Here is a 22,660-nt window from a genome sequence, read left to right on the forward strand (position 1 = left end):
GAATCCTCAATCTAAGCCAGGAGTATGCGCGAGGCGAGCATTGACGGATAGGCGGAGCACAGGCGTACACTTTTATCAGGCGCACAAAAAAGGAGGCTTTCGCCCCCTTCCGGAATTCTGTCCTCTGAGTCGCTTTTGGCGACTGCTGCGATCACACAGCCTTTTGGGCGGTGAGTGGCCCGGGAGCGGCACGACCTGATAGGTCGGCGGCATTATCGGCTTGCCCTCCTGGAGCTCACCGTTGGACTGTTCGTCCGGGCCATCGAAGTAATGAGTTCAGCTTAGCCCTGTTGCACCGACCAAAGTTTGCGTTTTTTGCTATATCCTCTACCGTTTAAGCAACAGAACACTAAAAAAACCTTTTAAACGCAATTTTCCAAAGGATTGGTTTCAAAATGGACAAACTAGACCGCTACGACTTACGTATTCTTGCCGAACTCCAGCGTGATGCACGCATCTCGAACCAAGAACTGGCAGAGCGAATCGGCCTGTCTCCTTCGCCCTGCTCACGACGAGTCAAGCAGCTGGAAGATGATGGTTACATTAATCGTCAGGTTGCCCTGCTCGACCGCAAGAAACTGGGCCTTAGCCTGACAGTTTTCGTACTGATCGGCATGGACCGACATACCCCTGAACGCTTCGAGCATTTCCAGTCGATCATTCGGCAGTGCCCGGAGGTACTGGAATGCAGCCTGGTGACCGGCATGGATGCGGACTATCAGCTCAAGGTGGTCGTTCCGGATATGGACCACTATCAGAAACTGCTGCTGGGTACCCTGACCCGTATAGAAGGCGTTTCGAGCGTGCGCTCAAGCTTCGTTCTCAACCAGGTCATCTCCAGTACCGAGCTGCCGCTTGAGCACCTGCGTGGCTGAGTATCGTCGCGATTTATATGGACCTGTCTAAGGCCACGGATTTGCACGAATCCGATACTGATGCTGGTGTTTCTTGCCAGAAGATGGATAAATCAGATTTATTTATCTAAATTTTTCCAAGGACACGGAATGAAGCACCGCTCATTCTGTCCTGAATAAACCAACGATCTACTCGCAGCCCTTCCCGTCGGCATGACCTTGCCTGACGGCGTTCCGGCATGACGAGTCGACTGTCCTACCGTGCTGATGAGGTTGCAATGCTTACGCTCAACATCAACGGGGCCGACCATCAGGTCGACGTCCCCGACGACATGCCCCTGCTTTGGGTTCTACGTGATGTGCTGGGAATGACCGGCACCAAGTACGGCTGCGGGATCGCACAGTGTGGCGCTTGCACGGTTCATCTGGACGGTACGGCTGTTCGTGCCTGCGTCTTGCCTGTGAGCAACATTGCACAAGGTCAGAAGATCGTGACCATCGAAGCCGTGGGCGAGTCCGACCTGGGCAAGAAAGTACAGGATGCCTGGCTTGAGCATGAAGTCGTGCAGTGCGGCTATTGCCAGTCCGGCCAGATCATGTCGGCCGTGGCGCTTCTGACCCAGCACCCAGACGCAGGCGATGCTGAAATCGATGCGGGCATGTCCGGCAATATTTGCCGCTGCTGTACCTATACCCGTATCCGCGGCGCGATCAAAAGCGTTTCCCAGGCCTGAGCGGAGCATATCCCATGACCAAGAATGTATCGGCGCAGGCAGTAATCCTGTCGCGCCGCAAGCTGCTTCAGGCCAGTGGTATCGCCGCAGGTGGTTTGCTGTTGGTAACCGCACTGCCTTTTTCCCGCCGCAGCTATGCCGAACAGTATGTCAACAAAGGGCCAGAAGACGCACCGCTGGACACCCCTACGGCATTGGGAGCGTTTCTTCGGATAGGCCACGATGGGCGGATCACGCTGATCTCGCCCAAGATCGAAATGGGTCAGGGTGTACAGACCGGCTTTGCCATGATGATAGCCGAAGAGCTGAACGTTACCCTGGATCAGGTCAGGGTGCAGGAAGCACCGCCAGACGAAAAACTTTATGGGGACAAGCTTCTGGGCTTTCAGGCCACCGGCGGTTCCTCATCGACTCGCAGCAACTGGCAACCCCTGCGGGAAGCCGCTGCGGCGGCCCGCGTAATGCTGATCCAGGCCGCGGCCAACCAATGGGATGTATCACCTGAAGAGTGCCGGGCCGAAAACGGCAAGGTCATCGGCCCAGATAACCGTGAGCTGCCATACGGCGCACTGGTAGACGCTGCGGCCAAGCTGCCGGTCCCCGAAAATGTCCCGCTTAAAAAGCCGGAAGACTACAAAGTCATCGGCCAACCGCTTCGCCGTCTTGATACTCCCGGCAAGGTAAACGGCTCCGCCAAGTTCACCATTGATCTGCAACTGCCTGGTATGAAGATTGCCACTGTCAACGCCTGCCCGGTCGTAGGTGGCACGCTTGTCTCAGTGGATGATAGCCGCGCCCGGGCCGTACCGGGTGTCAGGGACGTAGTAAAGCTGGAAAATGCCGTTGCCGTGATCGGCGACCACATGTGGGCAGCCCTTAAAGGCTTGAAGGCACTGGAGATCCAATGGGATCTGGGCCCGAACGCCGGTATCGACTCCGCCCAGATCGAACGCGCCCTGCATGCAGCCTTTGATCGCGAAGGCGCCATTGCCGCCGAGGTTGGCGACATCAACAAGGCCATTGCCGGTGCGTCCAGCAAGATCGAGGCGGAATACGAGATGCCTTTCCTGGCTCACGCCACGCTGGAGCCCATGACCTGTGTGGCCCAGGTCCGCGAGGATGCCTGTGAACTATGGGTCGGCACCCAAGTGCCGGTTATGGCCCAACAGGCGGCCGCCAAGGCAACCGGCCTGCCGCCGGAAAAGATCATCGTCAACAACCAGCTCATCGGCGGGGGCTTTGGCCGTCGCCTGGAAGCGGACTTCATCGGTCAGGCCGCAGCCATAGCCAAGCAGGTCGACTACCCCATCAAGCTGGTCTGGACGCGTGAAGAAGACACCGCCCATGACCTGTACCGTCCTCATTATATCGATCGCTTCAGCGCAGGCCTGGATGCCAACGGCATGCCGGTGGGCTGGTCGCATACCATTGTCGGGGCCTCGGTCATGGCGCGGTTTGCGCCAGCCGCCGTACCTCCCAATGGGCTGGATGCCGACGCAGTAGAGGTTTCCAACAAACCCGTCTACTCGCTTCCAAACCTCAGGGTCCGTTACGTCCCTGAAGCGCCCAAGGCCATTCTCAATTCCTGGTGGCGTGGGGTAGGCCCGCTGCATGGCGCCTATGTGATGGAAAGCTTTATCGATGAGCTGGCCTACGCAGCCAAGCAGGACCCGGTCGATTATCGGATGAAGCTGCTCGGCGAGCATCCCCGTGCGCAGGCGGTACTCAAGCTTGCCGCCGAAAAAGCCAACTGGAGCCAGAAACTGCCAGCGGGCCATGGCCGTGGAATCGCTGTACAGGAAGTTTTTGGCAGCTATATGGCTACCGTAGTGGAAATGCAGGTCGATGCGCAGAACGGCATCCACATCACCCGCCTGATCTGTATTGCAGATTGCGGCGAGGTAACCAATCCGACCTCTGTTCACTCTCAGCTGGAGGGCGGCACGCTGTTTGGCCTGTCTGCTGCGCTCTATAACGAGATCACCGTCAAGGATGGACATGTGGAACAGAGCAACTTCCACGACTACCGGCAGTTGCGCATGAGCGATGCCCCACCGGTCGAGACGCACATCATTCCAAGCCATGAAACACCTGGCGGGATTGGAGAGGCCGGTACCGCCATGATTGCACCGGCTCTGGTCAATGCTCTGTATGCGGCAACCGGCAAGCGCCTTCGTCGTCTGCCGGTAGTTCGCGCCGGTTACCACGTGGCTTAAGGAGCTCCTATGAATCGTTTCACTTCTATCTGGGGCACCATGACGCGTACGGTGTTGAGCAGCGGGGCGCCTGTAGCGCTGGCCCTCACAACGCTGTCTGCCCAGGCTGCTGATGAGGCCACGGTCCAGCGCGGCGAATACCTGGCCCGTGCAGCTGACTGCGTAGCCTGTCACCTTGACGAGAACGGCGGTAAACCGTTCGCTGGCGGTCGTGGTTTCAAGCTGCCGTTCGGTATGCTGTATTCCCCCAACATCACGCCGGACAAGGAAACCGGAATCGGCACCTGGAGCGATGACGACTTTGTCAACGCCATGCAAAAAGGCGTCGGCAAGGACGGCAAGCATTACTATCCGGCCTTTCCCTATACGTCTTACACACTGATGTCGCGGGAAGATATTCTGGCAATCAAGGCGTATCTGTTCAGCCTGGAGCCCATCAGACAGCCGAACAAGGAAAACGACATCAGCTTCCCCTTCAATCAACGCTGGGGAATGATGTTCTGGAACATGATGTTCAACCCGAACGAGCGCTTCGAGCCGGACCCGAGCCAGTCGGCTGAATGGAACCGCGGTGCGTATCTGGTGGAAGGTGCGGGGCACTGTGGCGAATGTCATACCCCCCGTAATATCTTCCAAGCGCGTGACAGCTCGCGAAACCTGGGTGGCGCGGTGATCCAGGGCTGGAAGGCCTACAACATTAGCGGTGACCAGAAGACCGGCATCGGTGCCTGGCCGGACGAGGCCCTGGCTTCTTACCTGTCTACAGGCCATGCCGAAGGGTATGGCGTTGCGGCTGGCCCCATGGCCGAAGCCGTCAATCACAGCCTGCGCTTCCTGACGCCTGAGGATATCCGCGCCATGGTGGTGTACTTGAAATCGGTCCCCAGTCAGCCGTATGGATTGATGCGACCGGAGCCCAAGGCACTGTCATCTGACGCACCGGCCAAAGGGAACAACCCGCTGGGCCAGAAGGTGTTTGCCGACGCCTGCGTCAGCTGTCACCTGTGGGATGGTTCGGGCCGGCAGAGCACCTTTGCCGCGCTCAGTGGCCTGCGCACGGTGAACGATCCAGAGGCAACCAATCTGGTGCAGGTCTTGCTGGGAGGAGACAAGCTGGAGAATCCCCACGGCGATCACTTCATGCCGGGCTTTGCCCGCGGATACTCCAACCAGGAGCTGGCGGCGGTCACCAATTTTGTCTTGGAGCATTTCGGCCATGCCCAGGGCGAGATGACGGCTGACGAGATCGAGAAGCGTCGTCACCCCGAATAAGCCATTCACCTGCCGGCCGTGCCTCATACAGAGGCGCGGCCAATAACCCTCCATATCAAAAGGCCTTTAAGACTATTGTCTTAACCTGATAGGCTTGCCACCCGTTTACACTTCGCACCCCATCCGCTGTACCCACAAACGTGGACGAAACACTCGCAAGGACTTGCCATGAAACCCGCCGACCAGGTGATGCAGAGCTACGGCCGCTGCTGCGCCAGCGCTGACTTTTTCGATGACTTTTATACCCGCTTTCTTGCCAGCTCGCCGCTGATCCGCGAGAAGTTCGTCAATACCAACATGCAGGCCCAAAAGCAGCTCTTGCGACAGGGCATCATGAACCTGGTCATGGTGGCGCGCGGAATGCCGGATACCAAGTTGCGCGCGCTGGGCGAAACCCATTGCCGCCATCAGATGGATATTCGTCCGGAACTCTACGGCATCTGGGTCGATACCTTGCTTGCCACCATTTCAAGCCACGACCCGCAGTGCACGGACGAGACGCTCAAAGCCTGGCGGGACGTGTTGAACGAAGGCATCTCGGTTATCACGTCACATTACTGATCGCTACAGCTGATCCGCTGGCGCGGCTACAGCCGCGCCGGCACCTCGCGCCATTCACCCGGCGCCATACCCTCCAACGCCCAAGGGCCGATGCGTACTCGCACCAGGCGCAATGTAGGCAGGCCGACGGCTGCCGTCATGCGACGTACCTGCCGATTGCGGCCTTCACGAATCACAAGCTCCAGCCAGGCTGTGGGAACACTCTTGCGAAAGCGCACGGGAGGGTTTCTCTCCCACAGTTCCGGCTCCTCCAACAGGCGCACCTCTGCGGGAAGCGTCGGTCCGTCATTCAGCTCGACGCCTGTTCGCAGCGTTTGTATCTGCTCATCCGTAGGGGTGCCTTCCACTTGAACCCAGTAGGTTTTGGGAAGCTTGTGCCTGGGGTCAGCAATGCGCGACTGCAAGCGCCCGTCATTGGTCAGCAGGAGTAGCCCTTCGCTGTCCCGGTCCAGCCGCCCGGCCGGATAAATACCTGGAATCGGAACAAAGTCCTTGAGCGTAGCCCGCCCGTCCCTATCGGAAAACTGGGTCAGCACATCAAATGGCTTGTTCAACAAGATCAGCCGCGGCTCGGCCGGCGGGGCCTTGGCAACACGACGAGGACGCGGGGTTTGAGGGGAGCGGTAGGAACGAGGCATGATGAAGACTGGCACTTGAGGCACGGGCACGTTAAAAACGCGGTGCAACGATAAAAGATACCCGCGAGTGTACCGAAAAACCGGCACTCGATTTTCACTTACCGGCAACGTGAGTCCTTCATGAGAATCTTTCGCTCCCTCTGGCTGGTCAACCTTCTCGCTCTTGCAGGCTGTGGCGGCCCGGAATACAAAGGCCCGCCTTCGGATCACTTCGACGGGCAGCAGTTTTACAACCAGGAGCCCTTTACCAAAAAGAGTTTCTGGACCCTGATCAAATGGCAGCTGACCCGCGAGCGCCCCGAGTGGGTCTGGCAGGCGCTTCCGCCGCGCCAGGAGGAGCTGCCCGAGCGCGTGACAGGCGATGACCTGCGCGTCACCTATATCAACCATGCCACCTTGCTCATTCAGTACCATGGCTTGAATATCCTGACCGACCCGGTCTGGTCCGAGCGGGTTAGCCCGTTCAGCTTCATAGGTCCCAAGCGCTACCATGACCCAGGCGTAGCATTGGAAAAGCTTCCACCTCTTGACCTGATCTTTGTCAGCCACAGCCATTACGATCATATGGACTTGGCGACGCTTCGCCGTCTCGCCGAGATCAACCCGCTCACGCCCGTCGTCACGCTGCTGGGAAACGCCGAACTCATCCGCAAGGAGGCCGGCTTTGGCACTGTAACGGAGATGGACTGGTGGCAGAGTCAGCCCCTGAACCAGCAGGTAACCTTGCATATCGTGCCTTCACAGCACTGGTCGGCCCGCACCCGCTTCGATACCAACCGTACCTTATGGGGCGGCTTTGTACTGGAGTCCGCCAGCGGTCCTGTCTACTTCCCCGGCGATACCGCATGGGGCGGGCACTTCCAACGGATTCACGACCGTTTCGGTCCCATGCGCTTCTCGGCTTTGTCCATCGGGGCTTATGAGCCACGCTGGTTCATGATGTCGAGCCACATGAATCCGCAGGAGGCAGTAGCCGCACACAAGATTCTTCATTCCAACACCAGCATGGGAATTCACTTCGGTACCTTCCCGCTCAGTGACGAAGCCCAGTTTGCGCCTCCCCACGACCTCGCCAAGGAGCGCGAAGCCCAAGGACTGCCGGAAGAGGCCTTCCGCGCACCGCTGCCTGGCGAGAGCTGGGCAGTGCCCGTCATCACGGCTGGACCCTGATAGTCCAGGGCGCGGCGGTAACTCCTCCGCGCCTTTCATCCAGCGATAGACGCTGATGCCAACAGCGTTGATTCAGGACAATAGCGCGCCCTCCCAAACGCTCCATAGTCAGGCTAATCCACTTCAGAGGAGCCTGCCCCATGCTCACGACGGCGATTTTCCCTTCCCGCTATGTTCAAGGTAACGGAGCCTTTAACCACCTGGGTGAGGAGCTTGCACGCTTCGGTAAACGTACCCTGGCCCTTCTTGACCCCTTTGCCGACGACCATCTGGGGGCAGCGCTCGACAAGGCCTGTCAGCATCAGCTCGAATGCCAGCGTATCCGCTTCAACGGCGAGTGCAGCGACGAGGAAGTCGCACGGCTGGCTGGGGTGGCGCGTCAACACCTGCCTGACTCCATCGTCGGGATCGGTGGTGGCAAATCACTCGACACCGCCAAGGCGCTGGCCCACGAACTGAACATACCTGTGGCCGTTGTGCCTACCCTGGCCTCTACCGATGCTCCATGCAGTGCGCTTTCAGTAATCTATACCGCAGAAGGTGCTTTCAAGCGCTACCTGTTTCTGCCGCGAAACCCGGATCTTGTACTGGTAGACACCGGTATCATTGCCCAGGCCCCTGCGCGCTTTCTGGTATCAGGAATGGGCGACGCCATGGCGACCTGGTTTGAGGCAGAAGACTGCCGTATCCGCGGCGCTGGCAACATGACAGGAAGACCCGGCCCTCTCACCGCCTATGCCCTGGCACGCCTGTGCTATGACACGCTTCTGGAATATGGTCCACTCGCACTGCATGCCTGTCAGCAAAAGGTCGTCACGCCAGCCCTGGAGCATATCGTCGAGGCCAATACCCTGCTTTCCGGACTAGGCTTCGAAAGCGGCGGTCTGGCAGCTGCTCACGCGATTCACAATGGCTTCACCGCCCTGCCCCAGACCCACAGCTACTGGCACGGCGAGAAGGTTGCGTTTGGCGTATTGACCATGTTGATCCTGAGTGGCCGCAAGCCTGCCATCATTGAGGAAGCCTTCACATTCAGTCAGCGAATCGGCTTGCCGCTTACTCTGGCAGATATCGGTCTGGCCAATGCGTCTGATGCAGACCTGCTCAAGGCTGCGGACCTGGCCTGCGCGGAAGGGGAAACCATTCACAACGAGCCCTTCAGGGTCGATCCGCTTTCGGTAGTTGCCGCCATGAAGACAGTCGACGCCGAGGGGCGTTTTCGCAAGCAGGCCTGATGATTAACTGGCAGACGCCATAACGATCATGGCAGCATTCCTGATGGATTTCCCCGCCAGGAATGCACCCAATACCCCATGACAGCCATACCCCCTGCGCCGCGCCAGCCTTGGCGACACCGGGCGCTCAGCCTTTTTCAGTACAGCTCACGGGCATTGGGCCTCGTGTGGTCGACCTCTCCTGCCCTGACCCTGGGACTTGCCCTGGCTACCGTGGTAGCAGGTGTGTTGCCAGCGCTGGCCGCCTGGCTCGGCAAGCAGATCGTGGATTCGGTCGTGGCGGCCATGCAGTTGCATCAGACACAGGGGAACGCCCCGCTGTCGCCCGTGCTCTGGCTGTTGGCCATGGAAGCCGGCGTGGTCGCCCTGATCGCAGCAGCGCAGCGGGGCCTCTCCGTCCAGCAGTCCTTGCTGCGCGTCCTGCTGGGGCAAAAGGTCAACCTGATGATCCTGGAAAAGGCCCAGCAACTATCACTGGTCCAATTTGAAGACTCGGAATTTTACGACAAGCTCACCCGCGCCCGCCGCGAGGCCTCGATCCGCCCGCTCTCCCTGGTCAACAAGCTGTTCAGCCTGATGCAGAACGGTCTTTCACTAATCAGCTTTGCCATCCTGCTGATTCATTTTTCACCCTGGGCGCTGCTTATCCTAGTGGTCGGGGCATTGCCTGTCTTTTTTGCCGAAGCCAAGTTTTCGGGTGATGCCTTTCGCCTGTTTCGGCGGCGCTCCCCTGAAGCACGCATGCAGGGTTATCTTGAAGCGGTCCTGGCGAGGGAGGACCACATCAAGGAGGTCAAACTTTTTGGTCTTGCGCCACGCCTGCTCCAGCGCTACCGCGATATCTTCACTCAGCTCTATGCCGAAGACCGGGCCCTGACGATCCGCCGGGATACCTGGGGCTTTCTGCTCGGTCTGCTCGGAACACTGGCGTTTTATGCCGCGTATGTCTGGATCGTGGTGGACACCATACAGGGGCGCATCAGCCTGGGTGAAATGACCATGTATCTGCTGCTGTTCAGACAGGGCCAGGCGGCAGTGAGCAGCAGCCTGACCGCCATTAGCGGCATGTATGAAGACAACCTTTATCTTTCCAACCTGTATGAATACCTCGAACAGCCTGTGGCCGCTGAGCATGGCAGCTTGAAACAAGGCAAAACCCCAGGCGATGGCATCCGCTTCGAACAGGTCAGCTTTCATTACCCAGGCGCCTCCCGGGCCGCCCTCGAGGGGATTACGATGCACCTTCGGCCTGGCGAAAGCCTGGCGCTGGTGGGCGAGAACGGCTCAGGCAAGACCACACTGATCAAACTGCTCACCCGGCTCTACACACCTAGCGAGGGCCGTATACTGCTGGACGGCAGCGACCTTCAGGAGTGGAGCACAGAAGCCTTGCGGCAACGTATCGGTGTGATTTTTCAGGACTTCATTCGCTATCAGTTCAGCGCTGGCGAAAACCTGGGCGTGGGCGATGTCGAAGCCTTTGGCGACGAGCAGCGCTGGCAGGAAGCAGCCGAACGTGGACGCTCCAGCGACTTCATCGAGCGACTCGACCAAGGCTATCAGACACAACTGGGTCGCTGGTTCAAAGGCGGGCAGGAACTGTCAGGCGGACAATGGCAAAAAATCGCACTGTCACGCTCTTACATGCGTACCCAGGCCGACATTCTCGTACTCGACGAACCTACGGCTGCCATGGATGCTGCCGCTGAGGCAGAGGTTTTCGAGCAGTTTCGTCAGCATGCCCAAGGCAAGATGACGATCCTGATCTCTCACCGATTCTCTACGGTTCGCTCGGCTGATCAGATTGTGGTCCTGGAGCATGGCCGTATCATCGAACAGGGACGCCACGACGCGCTGGTCGCCCAGGGTGGCCGGTACGCTCATCTATTCCAGCTGCAGGCCCAGGGGTATCGATAGGCCGTTTGACGACCCGAGAAGCAATCCTTTTTGTGCCTTTTTCTTCATTTTTTGAAACATATAAGGCATCCTCGGCGCCCTCCCTGTAATGATTGGAAAAGGTTTCGACCTGACTCCCTGCCCTGGAAAGCCGCTCATGTATGTCTTCATGGCCTTAACCTTCGTGCTCGGATACCTCTGTATCGCCTGCGAGCACACGCTGAAAATCGATAAAGCCGCCTCGGCGCTGCTGACAGCCGTTGTCAGTTGGACGCTGCTGGTGTTGGGCGCAGATCAAATCCTGCCGCACCTGCAGCCCGGCAGCGACAACACCCATTTCGTGGTCGAGGAGCTGCGCCACCACCTGGGCGAAGTCTCGGAGATCCTGTTTTTCCTGATGGGCGCCATGACCATCGTCGAACTGATCGATGCCCACGAAGGCTTCACGGTCATTACCGACCGTATTCGTACCAACAAGCGCGTCAGCCTGCTCTGGCTGGTCGGCCTGATCACGTTCTTCCTGTCTGCCGCGCTAGACAACCTGACGACTACCATCGTCATGGTTTCCCTGCTGCGCAAACTCATTGCCGATGCCAAGGAGCGCTGGTTCTACGCCGGGATTGTGGTCATTGCCGCGAATGCGGGTGGCGCCTGGTCACCTATTGGCGATGTAACGACTACCATGCTGTGGATTGGAAACCAGATCTCGGCCAGCGGTATCGTCATGAGTCTGTTCCTGCCCAGCCTGGTCTGTCTGCTCGTTCCCCTGGTGCTGCTCAGCTTCAGGCTCAAGGGCGAAGCCGAGCGACCGGCACTGGATGAGCATGAGAACAATGCGAATCCAACTACTCCGTTCGAGCGCAACCTTGTCTTTGCGCTGGGCATTGGCGCCCTGCTCTTTGTGCCGATCTTCAAGACCGTGACACACCTGCCGCCTTACATGGGTGTCCTGCTGGGCCTTGGCGTACTGTGGGTCGTGACTGAAATCATCCATCGCGGCAAGAACGATGAAGACAAGCACCCGCTATCCGTGATTGGCGTACTGCGCCGGATCGATATGCCAAGCGTATTGTTTTTCCTGGGCATTCTGCTGGCAGTCTCCAGCCTGGCGACGGCGGGCCACCTGGTGCAGGTCGCCACTTGGCTGAAAGACGGCTTAGGCGATGTCTATGCCATCAATATCGCGATCGGTCTCCTGTCATCGGTGGTCGATAACGTACCGCTCGTAGCAGGCGCTATGAAAATGTATCCGCTGGTCTCTCCTGAAGCGCTGACGGCTGCCAGCTCAGCTGACGCTGGCTGGCTCACCCATTTCCTGGCCGATGGGCGATTCTGGGAAATGCTGGCCTATTGCGCCGGTACAGGCGGCAGCTGTCTGATCATCGGTTCGGCAGCTGGCGTAGCAGCAATGGGCATGGAGAAGATCGACTTCATGTGGTACCTGAAACGCATCAGCCTGCTGGCGCTATTGGGTTACCTAGGCGGTGCCGCCACTTACATCGGCCTAGCCAGTCTAGGCGTATAAGAAAAAAGGCCAGCTTTACGCTGGCCTTTTTGTTTTCAGGTATCAACGGAAAGGCGGTTCGTCAAAGCTGCGCAGCTTGCGCGAGTGCAGCGAGTCCAGTTGCGCCCGGAGCAGGTCCAATGCCGCGATACCGATTGCCAGGTGCTGACTGACGGCTCGCTCGTAGAACGCGTTGGCCGAGCCCGGCAGCTTGATCTCGCTGTGCAGGGGTTTGTCTGACACACACAGCAAAGTGCCGTACGGGACGCGCAGTCGATATCCTTGAGCCGCAATAGTGCCGCTCTCCATATCCACCGCAATGGCGCGGGCCAGATTGATGACAGGCCGCTCCTGCGCCCATCTCAGCTCCCAGTTACGGTCGTCATAGGTCAGCACTGTGCCGGTTCGCAGCCGGCGCTTGAGCGCCTCGCCACGGTCGCCCGTCACCTGAGCTGCCGCTTCTGCCAAGGCCACCTGCACTTCGGCCAGGGCCGGGATTGGTATGTGAGGCGGCAGTACACGGTCCAGAATGCCGTCACGACGCATATAGGCATGCGCGAGTACGTAATCGCCGATGTTCTGTGACTGCCGCAGCCCGCCACAGTGTCCGATCATCAGCCAGCAGTGCGGGCGTAAGACGGCCAGATGATCCGTAATGTTCTTGGCATTGGATGGCCCCACCCCGATGTTTACGAGGGTAACGCCATGACCATCCGCGGCGATCAGGTGATAGGCCGGCATCTGAAAGCGATGCCAGGCGATACCGCCAATGATGGACTGGGCCTCGCCATCATCAAGGCCGCGCTCGATGGTGACATTACCCGGCAGCACCATACGCACGAACCGAGGATCGTCCCGCAGCTGCTGTAAGCCATGACGAATGAATTGATCGACATAGCGGTGGTAATTGGTCAGGAGAATCCAGGGCTGCACATGGCGCCAGTCACTGCCGGTATAGTGCACGATACGACGCAGGGAAAAGTCCGTCCGGGCGGCATCGAACAGCGATAGGGGAAGAATGGTCTCCTGCGCCCAGTCATACAGGCCATCGGCGATATCGTCGTGGGCGGCGGACAGGTCGGTACTGGGAAAGACGCGCGCCAGCTCGGCGGCCGTCACGCCCGACCCGGCCAGTTCATCCCCCTGTTCCACCACATAGGGATAGGGGATGTCCTGCTCGCTCGGTCCCACCTCGACCAGAATGTCGTATTCCGCCATGAGCGGTTCGAGCTGCTCAAGCAGGTATTTGCGAAAGGCAGCCGGGTGCGTAACGGTGGCCCGGTAAGTACCCGGAAGCTGCACCTTGGCATAGGCCCGCGTGGTAGTCGGCACCGCCTGGGAGGAGCGGTAGCACAGACGGATCTCGGGATACCGGAACAGCTGTCGCTCGGCCTCGGTCGGCTCGATACGATCCTTGAGGTAGCGCTTGAGCGCACTGCTCAAGGCTTGGGTTGCCTGCTGATGCAGCGCAGCCAGCCGATCCACCGCCTCGCTAGCCGAATGGGCTGCAACAAAACCATCTTCGAACGTCTGAGGCATGCACGATTTCCTTACTCAAGAATGAACGAGGCAATCTGGCTCCTGCGTCGACTCATCAGCAGGCCAGACAGCCCCTTTGCCAGCATTTAGTCAGAGAGTAGCTGAGTTGGATCACGGTTATCTGACAATTGCTCAGAATCCCGGCGCTGATTCCACAAGTGATGATAATGCCCTTCTGGATTGGCCAGCAGCTGTGTGTGATTCCCCTCCTCCACCAGCCGTCCCTGCCGAAGCACAATGATGCGATCAGCATCACGGATCGTCGACAGCCGGTGCGCCACTACAATCATCGTCACCTTACCGCGCAAGTCATGCAGCGCTTCCTGCAAGAGCGTTTCGGTTTCACTGTCAATACTGGCCGTCGCCTCATCCAGCAGCAACACCTTGGGCTGGCGCAGCAGGGCTCGCGCCAGCGCCAGCAATTGCCGCTCACCCGTGGAAAGCGTAAAGCCACGTTCACCCAGCCGGGTTTCCAGCCCCTCGGGCAATCGTGCAATCAGGGGAGATAGGTGAGCATCATCAAGCGCCTCCTGAAGACGCCACGGCTCTGCCTCACTACCCAGCAGCAGGTTATCGCGCAGGGTGCTGGAACGGATGAATGGCTCCTGCGGTACGGTAGCAATGGCGGCTCCTAGTGCTTCAGGCGTCAGATTTGACAGCTCACGGCCATCCAGTAGGAGCTGGCCACCCGTTACCGGCTGCAAGCCGGCCAGAAGGTCAAGCAGGGTCGACTTCCCGCTGCCGGTCGGCCCGACGATCGCCAGGAACGTGCCAGGGGCAATCTCCAGATTGATATCGCTCAACGTGTCGTGATCTGCACCTTCATGGCGGAAGCGAACCTGTTTGAGCTCAAAGCAGGCCTTGTCCACCGGCTGGCTATCAGTACCCTGTAGTGCCTGGGCCTGATCGAGCAGATTAAGTAGTCGCGTACCGGCAACGCTCGCCTGCTGATAGAGATTGAACCGCTGAGTGATTTCCATCAGTGGCTCGGTCACTCGCCCCAGGTAAGTCACAAAGGCGTACATCACCCCGATCTCGGCTCCTCCACCCAGGTGATTCAGACCATAGGTCAGGAGCAATACCGCCAGCACAATCACGCTCACCAGATCGAGCGCCGAACGCAAGAGCAGGCCCGAGAAACGTACCGTACTGATTCGTGCCTCGTACTGTTGCTGGTTGAGATCATGGAAGTGCTTGCGGAACGGCGCGGTCTGGTTGAAGGCCTGGATAATAGCCATTCCGCCAATCGCCTCATTGAGACGCGCGCTCTGCTCGGAGCGCAGCGCCCTCACCCGCATGGCAGCCGGCCCGCTCAAGCGCTGATACAGCCAGACGATAAAGGCGGCCGCCGGGATAAGCAGCATGGCGATCATCATGAGATGGACATTCATCAGTGCCATGGCCACCAGAATGCCGATCAGTAGCACAATATTGCCAACAATAGTGCCCAAAAACGCGACATAGAGTTCACGCAGGGCATCTGTGTCATTGGTTACCCGCGCGACCAGCTCCCCGGTTGCCGTACGGTCATGAAAGCTCTGCGGCAAGTGCAGAACATGGCGGAACAGCCGCCGACGCAACAGCAGTACCGTATCCATGGCGATGCCAGCAAACCGCAGGCTTTGCAGGTAACGCCCGAGTGCGGCGAGCGCCTGAGTTACTACATAGATCAGGAACAGTACGATCAGGGGCTCAGCCCGCAGATCGCCAGGCACCAGGTAGGTATCCAGATAATGTTTAGTTAGCCAGGGGCCCATCACGTCCATGACAGTTGCCCCAATCAGGATAGCCACAGCCGCCATCAGCCGGCGCGGATTGGCCAGCACCGGCCCCAGCAGCAATTTGATAACACGATGCTTAGGCATGTTCGCCTCCTGCCTGTTGCAGCTGCCAGAGTCGGGCGTAGACACCACCCTGCGCCAGCAACTGTTCATGCGAGCCTCGCTCGGCGATACGGCCCTCCTCCAACACAATCAGCTGATCAGCCTCCCGTACGGCAGACAGACGGTGGCTCACAATGATGCGCGTCCGATTGCCCAGGCGAGCCAGCGTCTCGAGCAGACGTGTTTCGGTCGCGGTATCAACGGCCGACAGCGTGTCATCCAGCAGCAGGATAGGCGCATCGGATAACAGTGCACGTGCCAGGGCTACTCGCTGTCGCTGGCCTCCAGACAATGTCACACCGCGCTCACCTACCGGCGTTTCAAGCCCTTCGGGGAGCTGATTGAGGTCCGTGGCAAAGGCCGCGTCGGTCAGAGCGCCCCGGATCTGCTCGGGTGTAGCCTCAGGTCGTCCAAGTGCAACGTTTTCAGCCAGACTGCGGGCAAACAGGAAAGGGTCCTGAGGAACGTATGCAAACTGAGCCCGTAACGCTTCCAGTGAATACGCCTCAAGAGGATGATCGCCCAGGCGAATCTCGCCGTCCGTCAAAGGGTACTGACGGAGCAGCAGCCGCAGCAAGGTACTCTTCCCGCTGCCTGTGGCGCCCACAATGCCTAGCGTACTTCCTGCCGGAAGCTCGAAGTGAATATCCTGCAACGCAGGCGTCTGGCCTTGAGGATAGACAAAGGAAGGAATATGCACGCTCAACGTCGATCCGGGCTCGGGCGTCAGTGTCCCCTCGTCTCGGATGCTTTCTACGGAGGCAAAAAACTCCCGCAGGCGACGCCCTCCCGCCTCTCCGCGCTGGAGGATATTGAGGCACCAGCCAATGGCAAACATTGGCCAGATCAGTTGTACAAGGTAAAGGCTGAAGCTGGTCAGCTGTCCTAGCGTAATGGCGCCCTGCATGTAGCGTCCGGTGCCCACGATCAATGTCAGCAGCGTAGCGCAGCTTAGCGCTACGAAGATGATGGGCTCGTACTTGGCTTCGGTTCGCTGAACAGCGTAATCAGCCTTAGCCGCCGCACGGGCGCGCTCGTCAAAATCATCCAGCTCCGCTTCGATCAGCGCGTTCTGTCGCAGCATACGCAGCCCGCTCAAAGCCTCCTGAGTGCGATCATTGAGGTCTGAGAAGCGCTGCAAGGTCTGCCCGAAGCGTTGCTGAACCCGCTTCGCCACATGGTAGAACCCCCAGGCCATGAACGGAAACGGCAGCAGGGCCATGAGCGCCAACGGCGCATCGATACCGACCAGCATGACTGCCAGTACAAGCACCAGGGTCATAGCCCCGTCAAAACTGGACAGCACGCCCTCACCGGCAGCCATCTCTACTGCATCGATATCCTGGGTAGCCCGTGCCAGTAGATCGCCCGTACGACTCGCCTGAAAAAAGCCGGGATCCAGTCGGGTAAGCTTGGCGTAAAACGCATCGCGCAGCTCCACGCCTACCTTGTACGCGGTTCCGAACAACCGTACCCGCCAGTGATAACGAAGCACATAGAGCCCAAGACCAACCACCGCCAGCAGGGCGACACGCCCTAGCAGCTCCGTTTGCCCAAGCTCACCGGCCCGTAGTGCATCAATGGTTTTGCCTACCCACCAGGGCAGCGTCAGATTCAAGAGGCCTACGCCCAACAGGCAGGTGATTGCCCCGCAATAGGCCAGTCGATGGCGAAAGAGAAAATCGCGCAGTAACGTCCAAAGCGCCATGTAAAGAAATACCTGAACATAAGTAGCTGCCCAGTATAGCCCTCTATGACGTCTGAACCGGAGCCTGACAGAGCAGCCAATCCTGTAGAAGAGTCTGCAGCTCGCCCAGCCTGACCGGCTTGGCCAGGTAATCGCTCATCCCGGCCGCCAGGCAACGCTCCCGATCACCATGGTGTGGATGGGATGACAACGCCAGCACCGGCAGCTCCTCGCAATCGGGCAATGCCCGAATGGCCCGACAGATGGCAAACCCATCCATGACCGGCATCTGGCAATCGAGCAGGACGGCATCCACCGTTACCTGATCCAGAAGTTCGAGCGCCTGAGAGCCGGAATCGGCAGTCCGCACCTGATAGCCCAGCCGGAGCAACATGCCACGCAGGATCATCTCGTCATGAGCATTGCTCTCCACGATTAGAACAGTGCAATTGCCGGGCTGCCGTGTCGTCAGCACACAGGCGCGGCGCGCAGGTGCCGGCAGCGCCACACGCCCCGGTAGCGGCAAGGTAATAGCCATGCGAAAGCGACTTCCAGTCCCCACCTGCGAGGAATGGCTGAGCGTTCCCCCCAGGAGATGGATCAGCTTGCGACACAGGGCCAGGCCAATTCCCAATCCGCCATAGCGGCGCGTCAGGGAACCATCGAGCTGATGGAAGCGCTGATAGAGCTGCTCGCTCTGCTCCGGTGTAAACCCGATACCCGTATCGACCACCTCAATCAGCAGCGGCTGGCGATAAGCATCTGCCTGCGCATCCGGATGCGCCTGTACGCGCACCGTTACCGATCCTTCATGCGTGAACTTAATGGCGTTTTCGATCAGATGCCCCAAGGCTCTGGCCAGCTTTGGTGCGTCACCTTCCAGGGTGTCGGGCAATGCCGGGTCGATCTCCACCTGGAACGCCAGACGCTTGGCCTCGGCACTCGGGGTATAGCGCGTACGCAAACTGTCAAAGAGTCCATGCAGACTGAACGGCACCCGTCGAGCCACCTGCTTGCCGGCACGCAGTTCGGTGAGGGTCAGGATGTCATCCACCATGCGCATCATTGCGCGCGCGGACTCGCTGGCGGACTGGTGGTACTGCTCCAGCTCCACCGTCATGGGCTGCGTCTGGATCAGTTCCAGCGAGCCGATAACTCCATTCATGGGCGTTCGCAACTCATGGGTCACGGTAGCCAGAAACTCATCCTTCAAGCGATTACTGTTGGCCAGCTCTTCGTTCAACCGCTCCAGTGCACGGCGAGACTCTTCGAGAATCCGCGCCCGTTCCTCGCGCATGGCATTGATCCGGTCAGCCAGAGCCAACGAAAGCAAGGCTACTTCAAGCGCCGAGCCAATCTGGCTCGCATAGACCGTGAGGAAGTTATAAGGCAACAGACCGGCTACCATCAGAATATTGGCCAGCCCGCCAAGCAGGAAAATCGACCATGCGATGATGAAGTAACGCGCGGTACGCATACCATCGAACCAGGCCCGGATACCGGCCGTGAACACGACAAAGATAAAGATCAGTGCCAGGAGCGTGGCCAACCGCATCGCCGTCGCGTAGTCACAGGTCAGTGACGTCAGGACGCACAGGCAGGCCAGCAGGATCAGGCCCTTCATGCAGAGGTCGATTCGACGACTGTACTGGCGGGTCTGCAGGAAATGTCGGGTGAACTGGCTACCAAAGATACCTGCCATGCCGACAAAGAATGGCGTTGCGATGTTGGCCCAGCGAGGACTGTCCGGCCACAGGTACTCGGAGCCGGTCCCGTTGATCGACAGCAGATAGCAGCCGAACGAGCCGACATAAAAGATGTGATACAGATAACTGGGATCGCGAACGCTGAGGAAAATGAGCAGGTTGTAGAGCATCATCACCAGCAGAACACCGTAGATGATACCTAGCAGATAAACACGTGCCGGCTCGGCCTCGATAAACGCCCTGGTGGTCCAGAGCACCAGCGGGGCCTGAACGGACCCCTGACTTTCAACCCGCAGATACAGCCGCTTGGTCTCTCCCGGTGCAAACGACAGCGGATACAGATAGCTGCTGTGCCGAATCAGACGACTGCTGAACGGCAGTGTATCCCCCATGCGCTGGGCCAATCGGTACACACCTTGCGCATCGGGTGCGTAGATATCATAGCGGTCGAGTGGTGGGTAGGAGAGTTCGAGCAGCCAGCTCTTAGGCCCAATGCCGGTCTTGGGTCGATACGCAAGGTCCAGGCGAATCCAGTAGGCCGAGCGTGAATAGCCGGCCCCAAAAACATCTTCGCCATGCCGGATAAAGCTGCCACTTAATGCCGGTGATGTGATGTCTTCGATAGTCGATGTGCCACGAACATCCTCGAATACCTCAAGTGACTGTCCGAGGGACAATCGTTCGATCGACTCATCGAACTCAATGGCCTGTACCCACCAGGGCCATGCGAGCAGAATGAAAAAGAACCAGTTGCGCATATAAAAGGCTTCGCCAGAAAAGCCCGCAGGCAGCATCATGCACAAACTGCCCTCTCGTGCGACGCATCCCTTCAAGCATTGAGTTAGGTGCGGCACTCTATCACAGGCCGGCCCAGCAGCTACACTGCCGACCGGAGCCTTTGTTCAGCCTGTTTAGTGATAAGCTTTTTGCCATGAATACACACAATGCTCGTCCCGTCGTCCTTTGCCTTTCCGGTCATGACCCCAGCGGCGGCGCTGGTCTGCAGGCAGACATCGAAGCCCTGATCGCCCAGGGCTGTCATGCGGCACCCGCCGTCACCGCGCTGACCGTTCAGGATACGATCAACGTGTCCGACTTTCGTGTACTGGACCGTGCCTGGGTGATGGCCCAGGCCAACGCCGTGCTGACGGATCTTCCTGTCGCAGCCGTCAAGCTGGGCATGCTTGGTTCTATCGAAATGGTTGAAACAGTACTGGATATCCTCGCGGATCATCCACAGTTGCCACTGGTGTGCGACCCGGTGCTACGCGCCGGTGGTGGTGGAGCCCTTGGCAAGGATGAGGTGGGTTATGCCATCCGCGAGCGGCTGTTACCGCGCGCCACGATTGTCACGCCTAACCTCCCCGAGGCCCGCATCCTGGCCGAGCTGCCGGAAGGGACGGCAGACGCGTGTGCCGACAAACTTCTCCCCTACTGCGAGCATTTGCTCATCACCGGCGGTCATGGTGACGAGCAGGAAGTGCACAATCGCCTGTACACCCGTGACGGGCATCAGGAAACCTTTATCTGCCAGCGTCTTCCCGGTAGCTATCACGGTTCGGGCTGCACGCTGGCCAGCGCACTGGCCGGTCGGCTGGCTTTGGGAGAAGCCCTGCCCAGCGCAGTTCGCTCAGCTCTGGACTACACCTGGCGCACCCTGCGTGATGCCGAGCGTCCCGGCCGCGGCCAGTATATTCCCCGTCGCCTGCCACTGGACTTCTGCTCATGACTCCACTGCGTGGTCTGTACGCCATTACTGACAGCCAGCTCCTGGCCGACGACAAGCTTCTCCCCTATGTGGAAGCCGCATTGAAGGGCGGTGCCCGCTTGATTCAATACCGGGATAAATCCAGCGACCAGGTCCGCCGTCGGGACGAAGCTCAGGCACTGTCCGAGCTGTGTAGACGCCACGGCGCAGACCTCATCATCAATGACGACCTTGAGCTTGCACTCCAATTGGGTGTGGGCCTGCATCTGGGGCAGGAAGATGGTTCCCTCGCCGAAGCACGCCAACAGTTAGGTCAGGCGGCAATTCTGGGAGGTACCTGCCATGCCCAACTGGCCCTGGCGGAACGCGCTGTCCTGGAAGGCGCCAGCTACATCGCCTTTGGTCGCTTCTTCAACTCAAACACAAAACCCGGCGCACCGGCGGCCACGCCTGAACTGCTGATCGAGGCGCAACACCGCTTCACCGTGCCGGTGTGCGCCATTGGAGGCGTTACCCTCGACAATGCCCCCTCACTGATCGAGCGTGGAGCCAGTCTGATTGCCGTCATTCATGCATTGTTTTCCGCGCCCTCTGCCGAAGAGGTAGAGCGCCGCGCCCGGGCATTCAGTGCACTGTTCAACCCCATTTCGTAGAGAATTCGCTATGTCACGCTCCGAAACACTGTTCGCCGATGCCCAGAAGCATATTCCAGGTGGCGTCAACTCCCCGGTTCGCGCCTTCAAAAGCGTGGGCGGCACGCCCCTTTTCTTCAAGCATGCCGCAGGCGCCTATGTCATCGACGAAGACGACAAGCGTTACGTTGACTATGTAGGCTCCTGGGGCCCGATGATTCTCGGGCATAGTCATCCCGACGTACTGGATGCCGTGCGCCGCCAGCTTGAACATGGTTTGTCCTATGGCGCACCAACTGCCATGGAAACCGAAATGGCCAATCTGATCTGCCAGCTGGTGCCCTCCATGGAAATGGTGCGCATGGTCAGCTCAGGCACCGAAGCCACCATGAGCGCTATTCGCCTAGCACGTGGATATACCGGTCGCGACACCATCATCAAGTTTGAAGGGTGCTATCACGGCCATTCGGACAGTCTTCTGGTAAAAGCGGGCTCTGGTGCTCTCACCTTGGGCGTTCCCAGCTCTCCTGGCGTACCCGCTGCGTTTGCCCAGCACACCCTGACCCTGCCCTACAACGACCTGGACGCCGTCAAGGAAACCCTGCAGAAAGTAGGCGCGGATATCGCCTGTATCATTGTCGAGCCCGTGGCCGGCAACATGAACTGCGTACCGCCTGCCCCCGGCTTCCTGCAAGGCTTGCGTACCCTGTGCGATGAACATGGCGTGGTGCTGATTTTTGACGAGGTCATGACTGGCTTCCGCGTTGCCTTGGGTGGTGCCCAGGCTCATTACGAAATCACACCGGATCTCACCACCTTTGGCAAGATCGTGGGTGGAGGCATGCCTGTCGGGTGCTTTGGCGGTAAGCGCGCCATCATGGAAAAGATTGCACCGCTTGGCCCGGTCTATCAGGCCGGCACGCTGTCCGGTAACCCACTCGCCATGGCAGCTGGCCTGACGACGCTTAAGCTCATCAGCCGTCCCGGCTTCCACGACGAGCTGACCGCCCTGACAACCCGTCTGCTGGACGGGTTGCGCGAACGTGCCCAGGCAGCAGGCGTTCCGTTCGTCACCACCCAGGCAGGCGGCATGTTCGGCCTTTATTTCAGCACGGCAGACGACATCGTGACCTTCGATGACGTCATGGCCAGCAACGTCGAGCGCTTCAAGCGCTTCTTTCACCTGATGCTGGAAGGTGGCGTCTATCTCGCACCCAGCGCTTTCGAAGCCGGCTTCACCTCCATTGCTCATGGCGAAGCGGAACTCGACATCACGTTCAAGGCAGCCGAACGTGCCTTTGCCGCGCTGAAAAACTGAGTACCGCCTATCGATGGTTTCGCTTGTAGGCAAACGGAGCGGAACCATCGTTTGCAATGAGCCTCTCAGTTTGAAACAGCCGATATCAGGCAATTACAAAAAAAGTT

The 22,660-nt window shown here is 59.0% G+C and carries 17 protein-coding genes; 12 read left to right on the forward strand and 5 right to left on the reverse strand.

From position 1 onward, the window contains the following. The first annotated feature begins 395 nt into the window (after nt 1-395). The 5 genes from EAW52_RS17750 (at nt 396) to EAW52_RS17770 (ending at nt 5,637) form a co-directional block, all read left to right on the forward strand. A complete protein-coding gene (locus tag EAW52_RS17750) occupies nt 396-875 on the forward strand; it encodes an Lrp/AsnC family transcriptional regulator (protein WP_010797133.1) in 480 nt (159 codons plus the stop codon). A gap of 257 nt (nt 876-1,132) precedes the next feature. Continuing rightward, nucleotides 1,133-1,588 carry a (2Fe-2S)-binding protein gene (locus EAW52_RS17755; protein WP_122044852.1) on the forward strand — a complete coding sequence of 152 codons (456 nt, stop codon included), beginning with the start codon at nt 1,133-1,135 and terminating at the stop codon, nt 1,586-1,588. A gap of 14 nt (nt 1,589-1,602) precedes the next feature. Next, nucleotides 1,603-3,804, forward strand: coding sequence for a xanthine dehydrogenase family protein molybdopterin-binding subunit (locus EAW52_RS17760; protein WP_122043407.1), 2,202 nt, complete (start codon nt 1,603-1,605; stop codon nt 3,802-3,804). Between the two features lie 9 nt (nt 3,805-3,813). Beyond that, nucleotides 3,814-5,076 carry a cytochrome c gene (locus EAW52_RS17765; RefSeq protein WP_256680636.1) on the forward strand — a complete coding sequence of 421 codons (1,263 nt, stop codon included), beginning with the start codon at nt 3,814-3,816 and terminating at the stop codon, nt 5,074-5,076. Between the two features lie 168 nt (nt 5,077-5,244). Further along, on the forward strand, nt 5,245-5,637 hold the full coding sequence (locus EAW52_RS17770; RefSeq protein WP_122043408.1) for a globin: 393 nt from the start codon (nt 5,245-5,247) through the stop codon (nt 5,635-5,637). Between the two features lie 26 nt (nt 5,638-5,663). Here the strand turns inward: EAW52_RS17770 and EAW52_RS17775 are convergent, their stop codons facing one another. Further along, a complete protein-coding gene (locus EAW52_RS17775) occupies nt 5,664-6,275 on the reverse strand; it encodes a pseudouridine synthase (RefSeq protein WP_122043409.1) in 612 nt (203 codons plus the stop codon). Nucleotides 6,276-6,395: 120 nt separating this feature from the next. On the opposite strand from EAW52_RS17775, the gene EAW52_RS17780 reads away from it, so the two are divergent. The 4 genes from EAW52_RS17780 (at nt 6,396) to nhaD (ending at nt 12,101) form a co-directional block, all read left to right on the forward strand. Next, the gene (locus tag EAW52_RS17780) at nt 6,396-7,445 is read left to right on the forward strand and encodes an MBL fold metallo-hydrolase (RefSeq protein ID WP_122043410.1); all 1,050 of its coding nucleotides are present in this window, start codon (nt 6,396-6,398) and stop codon (nt 7,443-7,445) included. Between the two features lie 140 nt (nt 7,446-7,585). Then, on the forward strand, nt 7,586-8,680 hold the full coding sequence (locus EAW52_RS17785; RefSeq protein WP_122043411.1) for a glycerol dehydrogenase: 1,095 nt from the start codon (nt 7,586-7,588) through the stop codon (nt 8,678-8,680). 78 nt (nt 8,681-8,758) lie between these two features. After that, entirely contained in the window at nt 8,759-10,597 is a 1,839-nt protein-coding gene (locus tag EAW52_RS17790) for an ABC transporter ATP-binding protein (protein ID WP_122043412.1), read from the forward strand. Nucleotides 10,598-10,733: 136 nt separating this feature from the next. Continuing rightward, nucleotides 10,734-12,101, forward strand: a complete 1,368-nt coding sequence (gene nhaD, locus EAW52_RS17795) for a sodium:proton antiporter NhaD (RefSeq protein ID WP_019364066.1) — start codon at nt 10,734-10,736, stop codon at nt 12,099-12,101. Nucleotides 12,102-12,143: 42 nt separating this feature from the next. Here nhaD and amn read toward each other — a convergent pair whose 3' ends face one another. The 4 genes from amn to EAW52_RS17815 form a co-directional block, all read right to left on the reverse strand. After that, on the reverse strand, nt 12,144-13,619 hold the full coding sequence (gene amn / locus EAW52_RS17800; protein WP_010797123.1) for an AMP nucleosidase: 1,476 nt from the start codon (nt 13,617-13,619) through the stop codon (nt 12,144-12,146). Between the two features lie 86 nt (nt 13,620-13,705). Beyond that, nucleotides 13,706-15,484: an ABC transporter ATP-binding protein gene (locus tag EAW52_RS17805; RefSeq protein WP_122043413.1), complete on the reverse strand. Its 1,779-nt coding sequence runs from the start codon at nt 15,482-15,484 to the stop codon at nt 13,706-13,708. Beyond that, nucleotides 15,477-17,210 (reverse strand): ABC transporter ATP-binding protein, encoded by a 1,734-nt coding sequence (locus EAW52_RS17810; protein WP_122043414.1) that lies wholly within the window; start codon nt 17,208-17,210, stop codon nt 15,477-15,479. The genes EAW52_RS17805 and EAW52_RS17810 overlap by 8 nt, the downstream gene beginning before the upstream one ends. Nucleotides 17,211-17,253: 43 nt before the next feature. Beyond that, on the reverse strand, nt 17,254-19,653 hold the full coding sequence (locus EAW52_RS17815) for a hybrid sensor histidine kinase/response regulator (protein WP_162997777.1): 2,400 nt from the start codon (nt 19,651-19,653) through the stop codon (nt 17,254-17,256). Between the two features lie 173 nt (nt 19,654-19,826). Here EAW52_RS17815 and EAW52_RS17820 point away from each other — a divergent pair, with 173 nt between their 5' ends. From EAW52_RS17820 to hemL, 3 genes are read left to right on the forward strand one after another with little or no spacing between them, the layout of a single operon-like run. After that, the gene (locus EAW52_RS17820) at nt 19,827-20,624 is read left to right on the forward strand and encodes a hydroxymethylpyrimidine/phosphomethylpyrimidine kinase (protein WP_026003714.1); all 798 of its coding nucleotides are present in this window, start codon (nt 19,827-19,829) and stop codon (nt 20,622-20,624) included. Next, on the forward strand, nt 20,621-21,256 hold the full coding sequence (gene thiE / locus EAW52_RS17825; RefSeq protein ID WP_122043416.1) for a thiamine phosphate synthase: 636 nt from the start codon (nt 20,621-20,623) through the stop codon (nt 21,254-21,256). Before EAW52_RS17820 ends, thiE begins: the two co-directional genes overlap by 4 nt. 10 nt (nt 21,257-21,266) lie before the next feature. Then, the gene (gene hemL / locus EAW52_RS17830; protein WP_019364060.1) at nt 21,267-22,553 is read left to right on the forward strand and encodes a glutamate-1-semialdehyde 2,1-aminomutase; all 1,287 of its coding nucleotides are present in this window, start codon (nt 21,267-21,269) and stop codon (nt 22,551-22,553) included. Nucleotides 22,554-22,660: the final 107 nt, after the last annotated feature.

This window comes from Pseudomonas sp. LTJR-52 (genome assembly GCF_003691465.1).
Taxonomy (GTDB): Bacteria; Pseudomonadota; Gammaproteobacteria; order Pseudomonadales; family Pseudomonadaceae; genus Chryseomonas; species Chryseomonas luteola.

Coding starts and splice junctions, on each gene's coding strand:
- EAW52_RS17765 (WP_256680636.1), top strand. CDS start 3,814: ATGAATCGTTTCACTTCTATCTGGGGCACCATGACGCGTACGGTGTTG.
- EAW52_RS17790 (WP_122043412.1), top strand. CDS start 8,759: ATGACAGCCATACCCCCTGCGCCGCGCCAGCCTTGGCGACACCGGGCG.
- EAW52_RS17750 (WP_010797133.1), top strand. CDS start 396: ATGGACAAACTAGACCGCTACGACTTACGTATTCTTGCCGAACTCCAG.
- EAW52_RS17810 (WP_122043414.1), bottom strand. CDS start 17,210: ATGGCGCTTTGGACGTTACTGCGCGATTTTCTCTTTCGCCATCGACTG.
- nhaD (WP_019364066.1), top strand. CDS start 10,734: ATGTATGTCTTCATGGCCTTAACCTTCGTGCTCGGATACCTCTGTATC.
- EAW52_RS17770 (WP_122043408.1), top strand. CDS start 5,245: ATGAAACCCGCCGACCAGGTGATGCAGAGCTACGGCCGCTGCTGCGCC.
- EAW52_RS17805 (WP_122043413.1), bottom strand. CDS start 15,484: ATGCCTAAGCATCGTGTTATCAAATTGCTGCTGGGGCCGGTGCTGGCC.
- hemL (WP_019364060.1), top strand. CDS start 21,267: ATGTCACGCTCCGAAACACTGTTCGCCGATGCCCAGAAGCATATTCCA.
- EAW52_RS17760 (WP_122043407.1), top strand. CDS start 1,603: ATGACCAAGAATGTATCGGCGCAGGCAGTAATCCTGTCGCGCCGCAAG.
- EAW52_RS17820 (WP_026003714.1), top strand. CDS start 19,827: ATGAATACACACAATGCTCGTCCCGTCGTCCTTTGCCTTTCCGGTCAT.
- EAW52_RS17785 (WP_122043411.1), top strand. CDS start 7,586: ATGCTCACGACGGCGATTTTCCCTTCCCGCTATGTTCAAGGTAACGGA.
- EAW52_RS17815 (WP_162997777.1), bottom strand. CDS start 19,653: ATGCGCAACTGGTTCTTTTTCATTCTGCTCGCATGGCCCTGGTGGGTA.
- EAW52_RS17780 (WP_122043410.1), top strand. CDS start 6,396: ATGAGAATCTTTCGCTCCCTCTGGCTGGTCAACCTTCTCGCTCTTGCA.
- EAW52_RS17775 (WP_122043409.1), bottom strand. CDS start 6,275: ATGCCTCGTTCCTACCGCTCCCCTCAAACCCCGCGTCCTCGTCGTGTT.
- EAW52_RS17755 (WP_122044852.1), top strand. CDS start 1,133: ATGCTTACGCTCAACATCAACGGGGCCGACCATCAGGTCGACGTCCCC.
- thiE (WP_122043416.1), top strand. CDS start 20,621: ATGACTCCACTGCGTGGTCTGTACGCCATTACTGACAGCCAGCTCCTG.
- amn (WP_010797123.1), bottom strand. CDS start 13,619: ATGCCTCAGACGTTCGAAGATGGTTTTGTTGCAGCCCATTCGGCTAGC.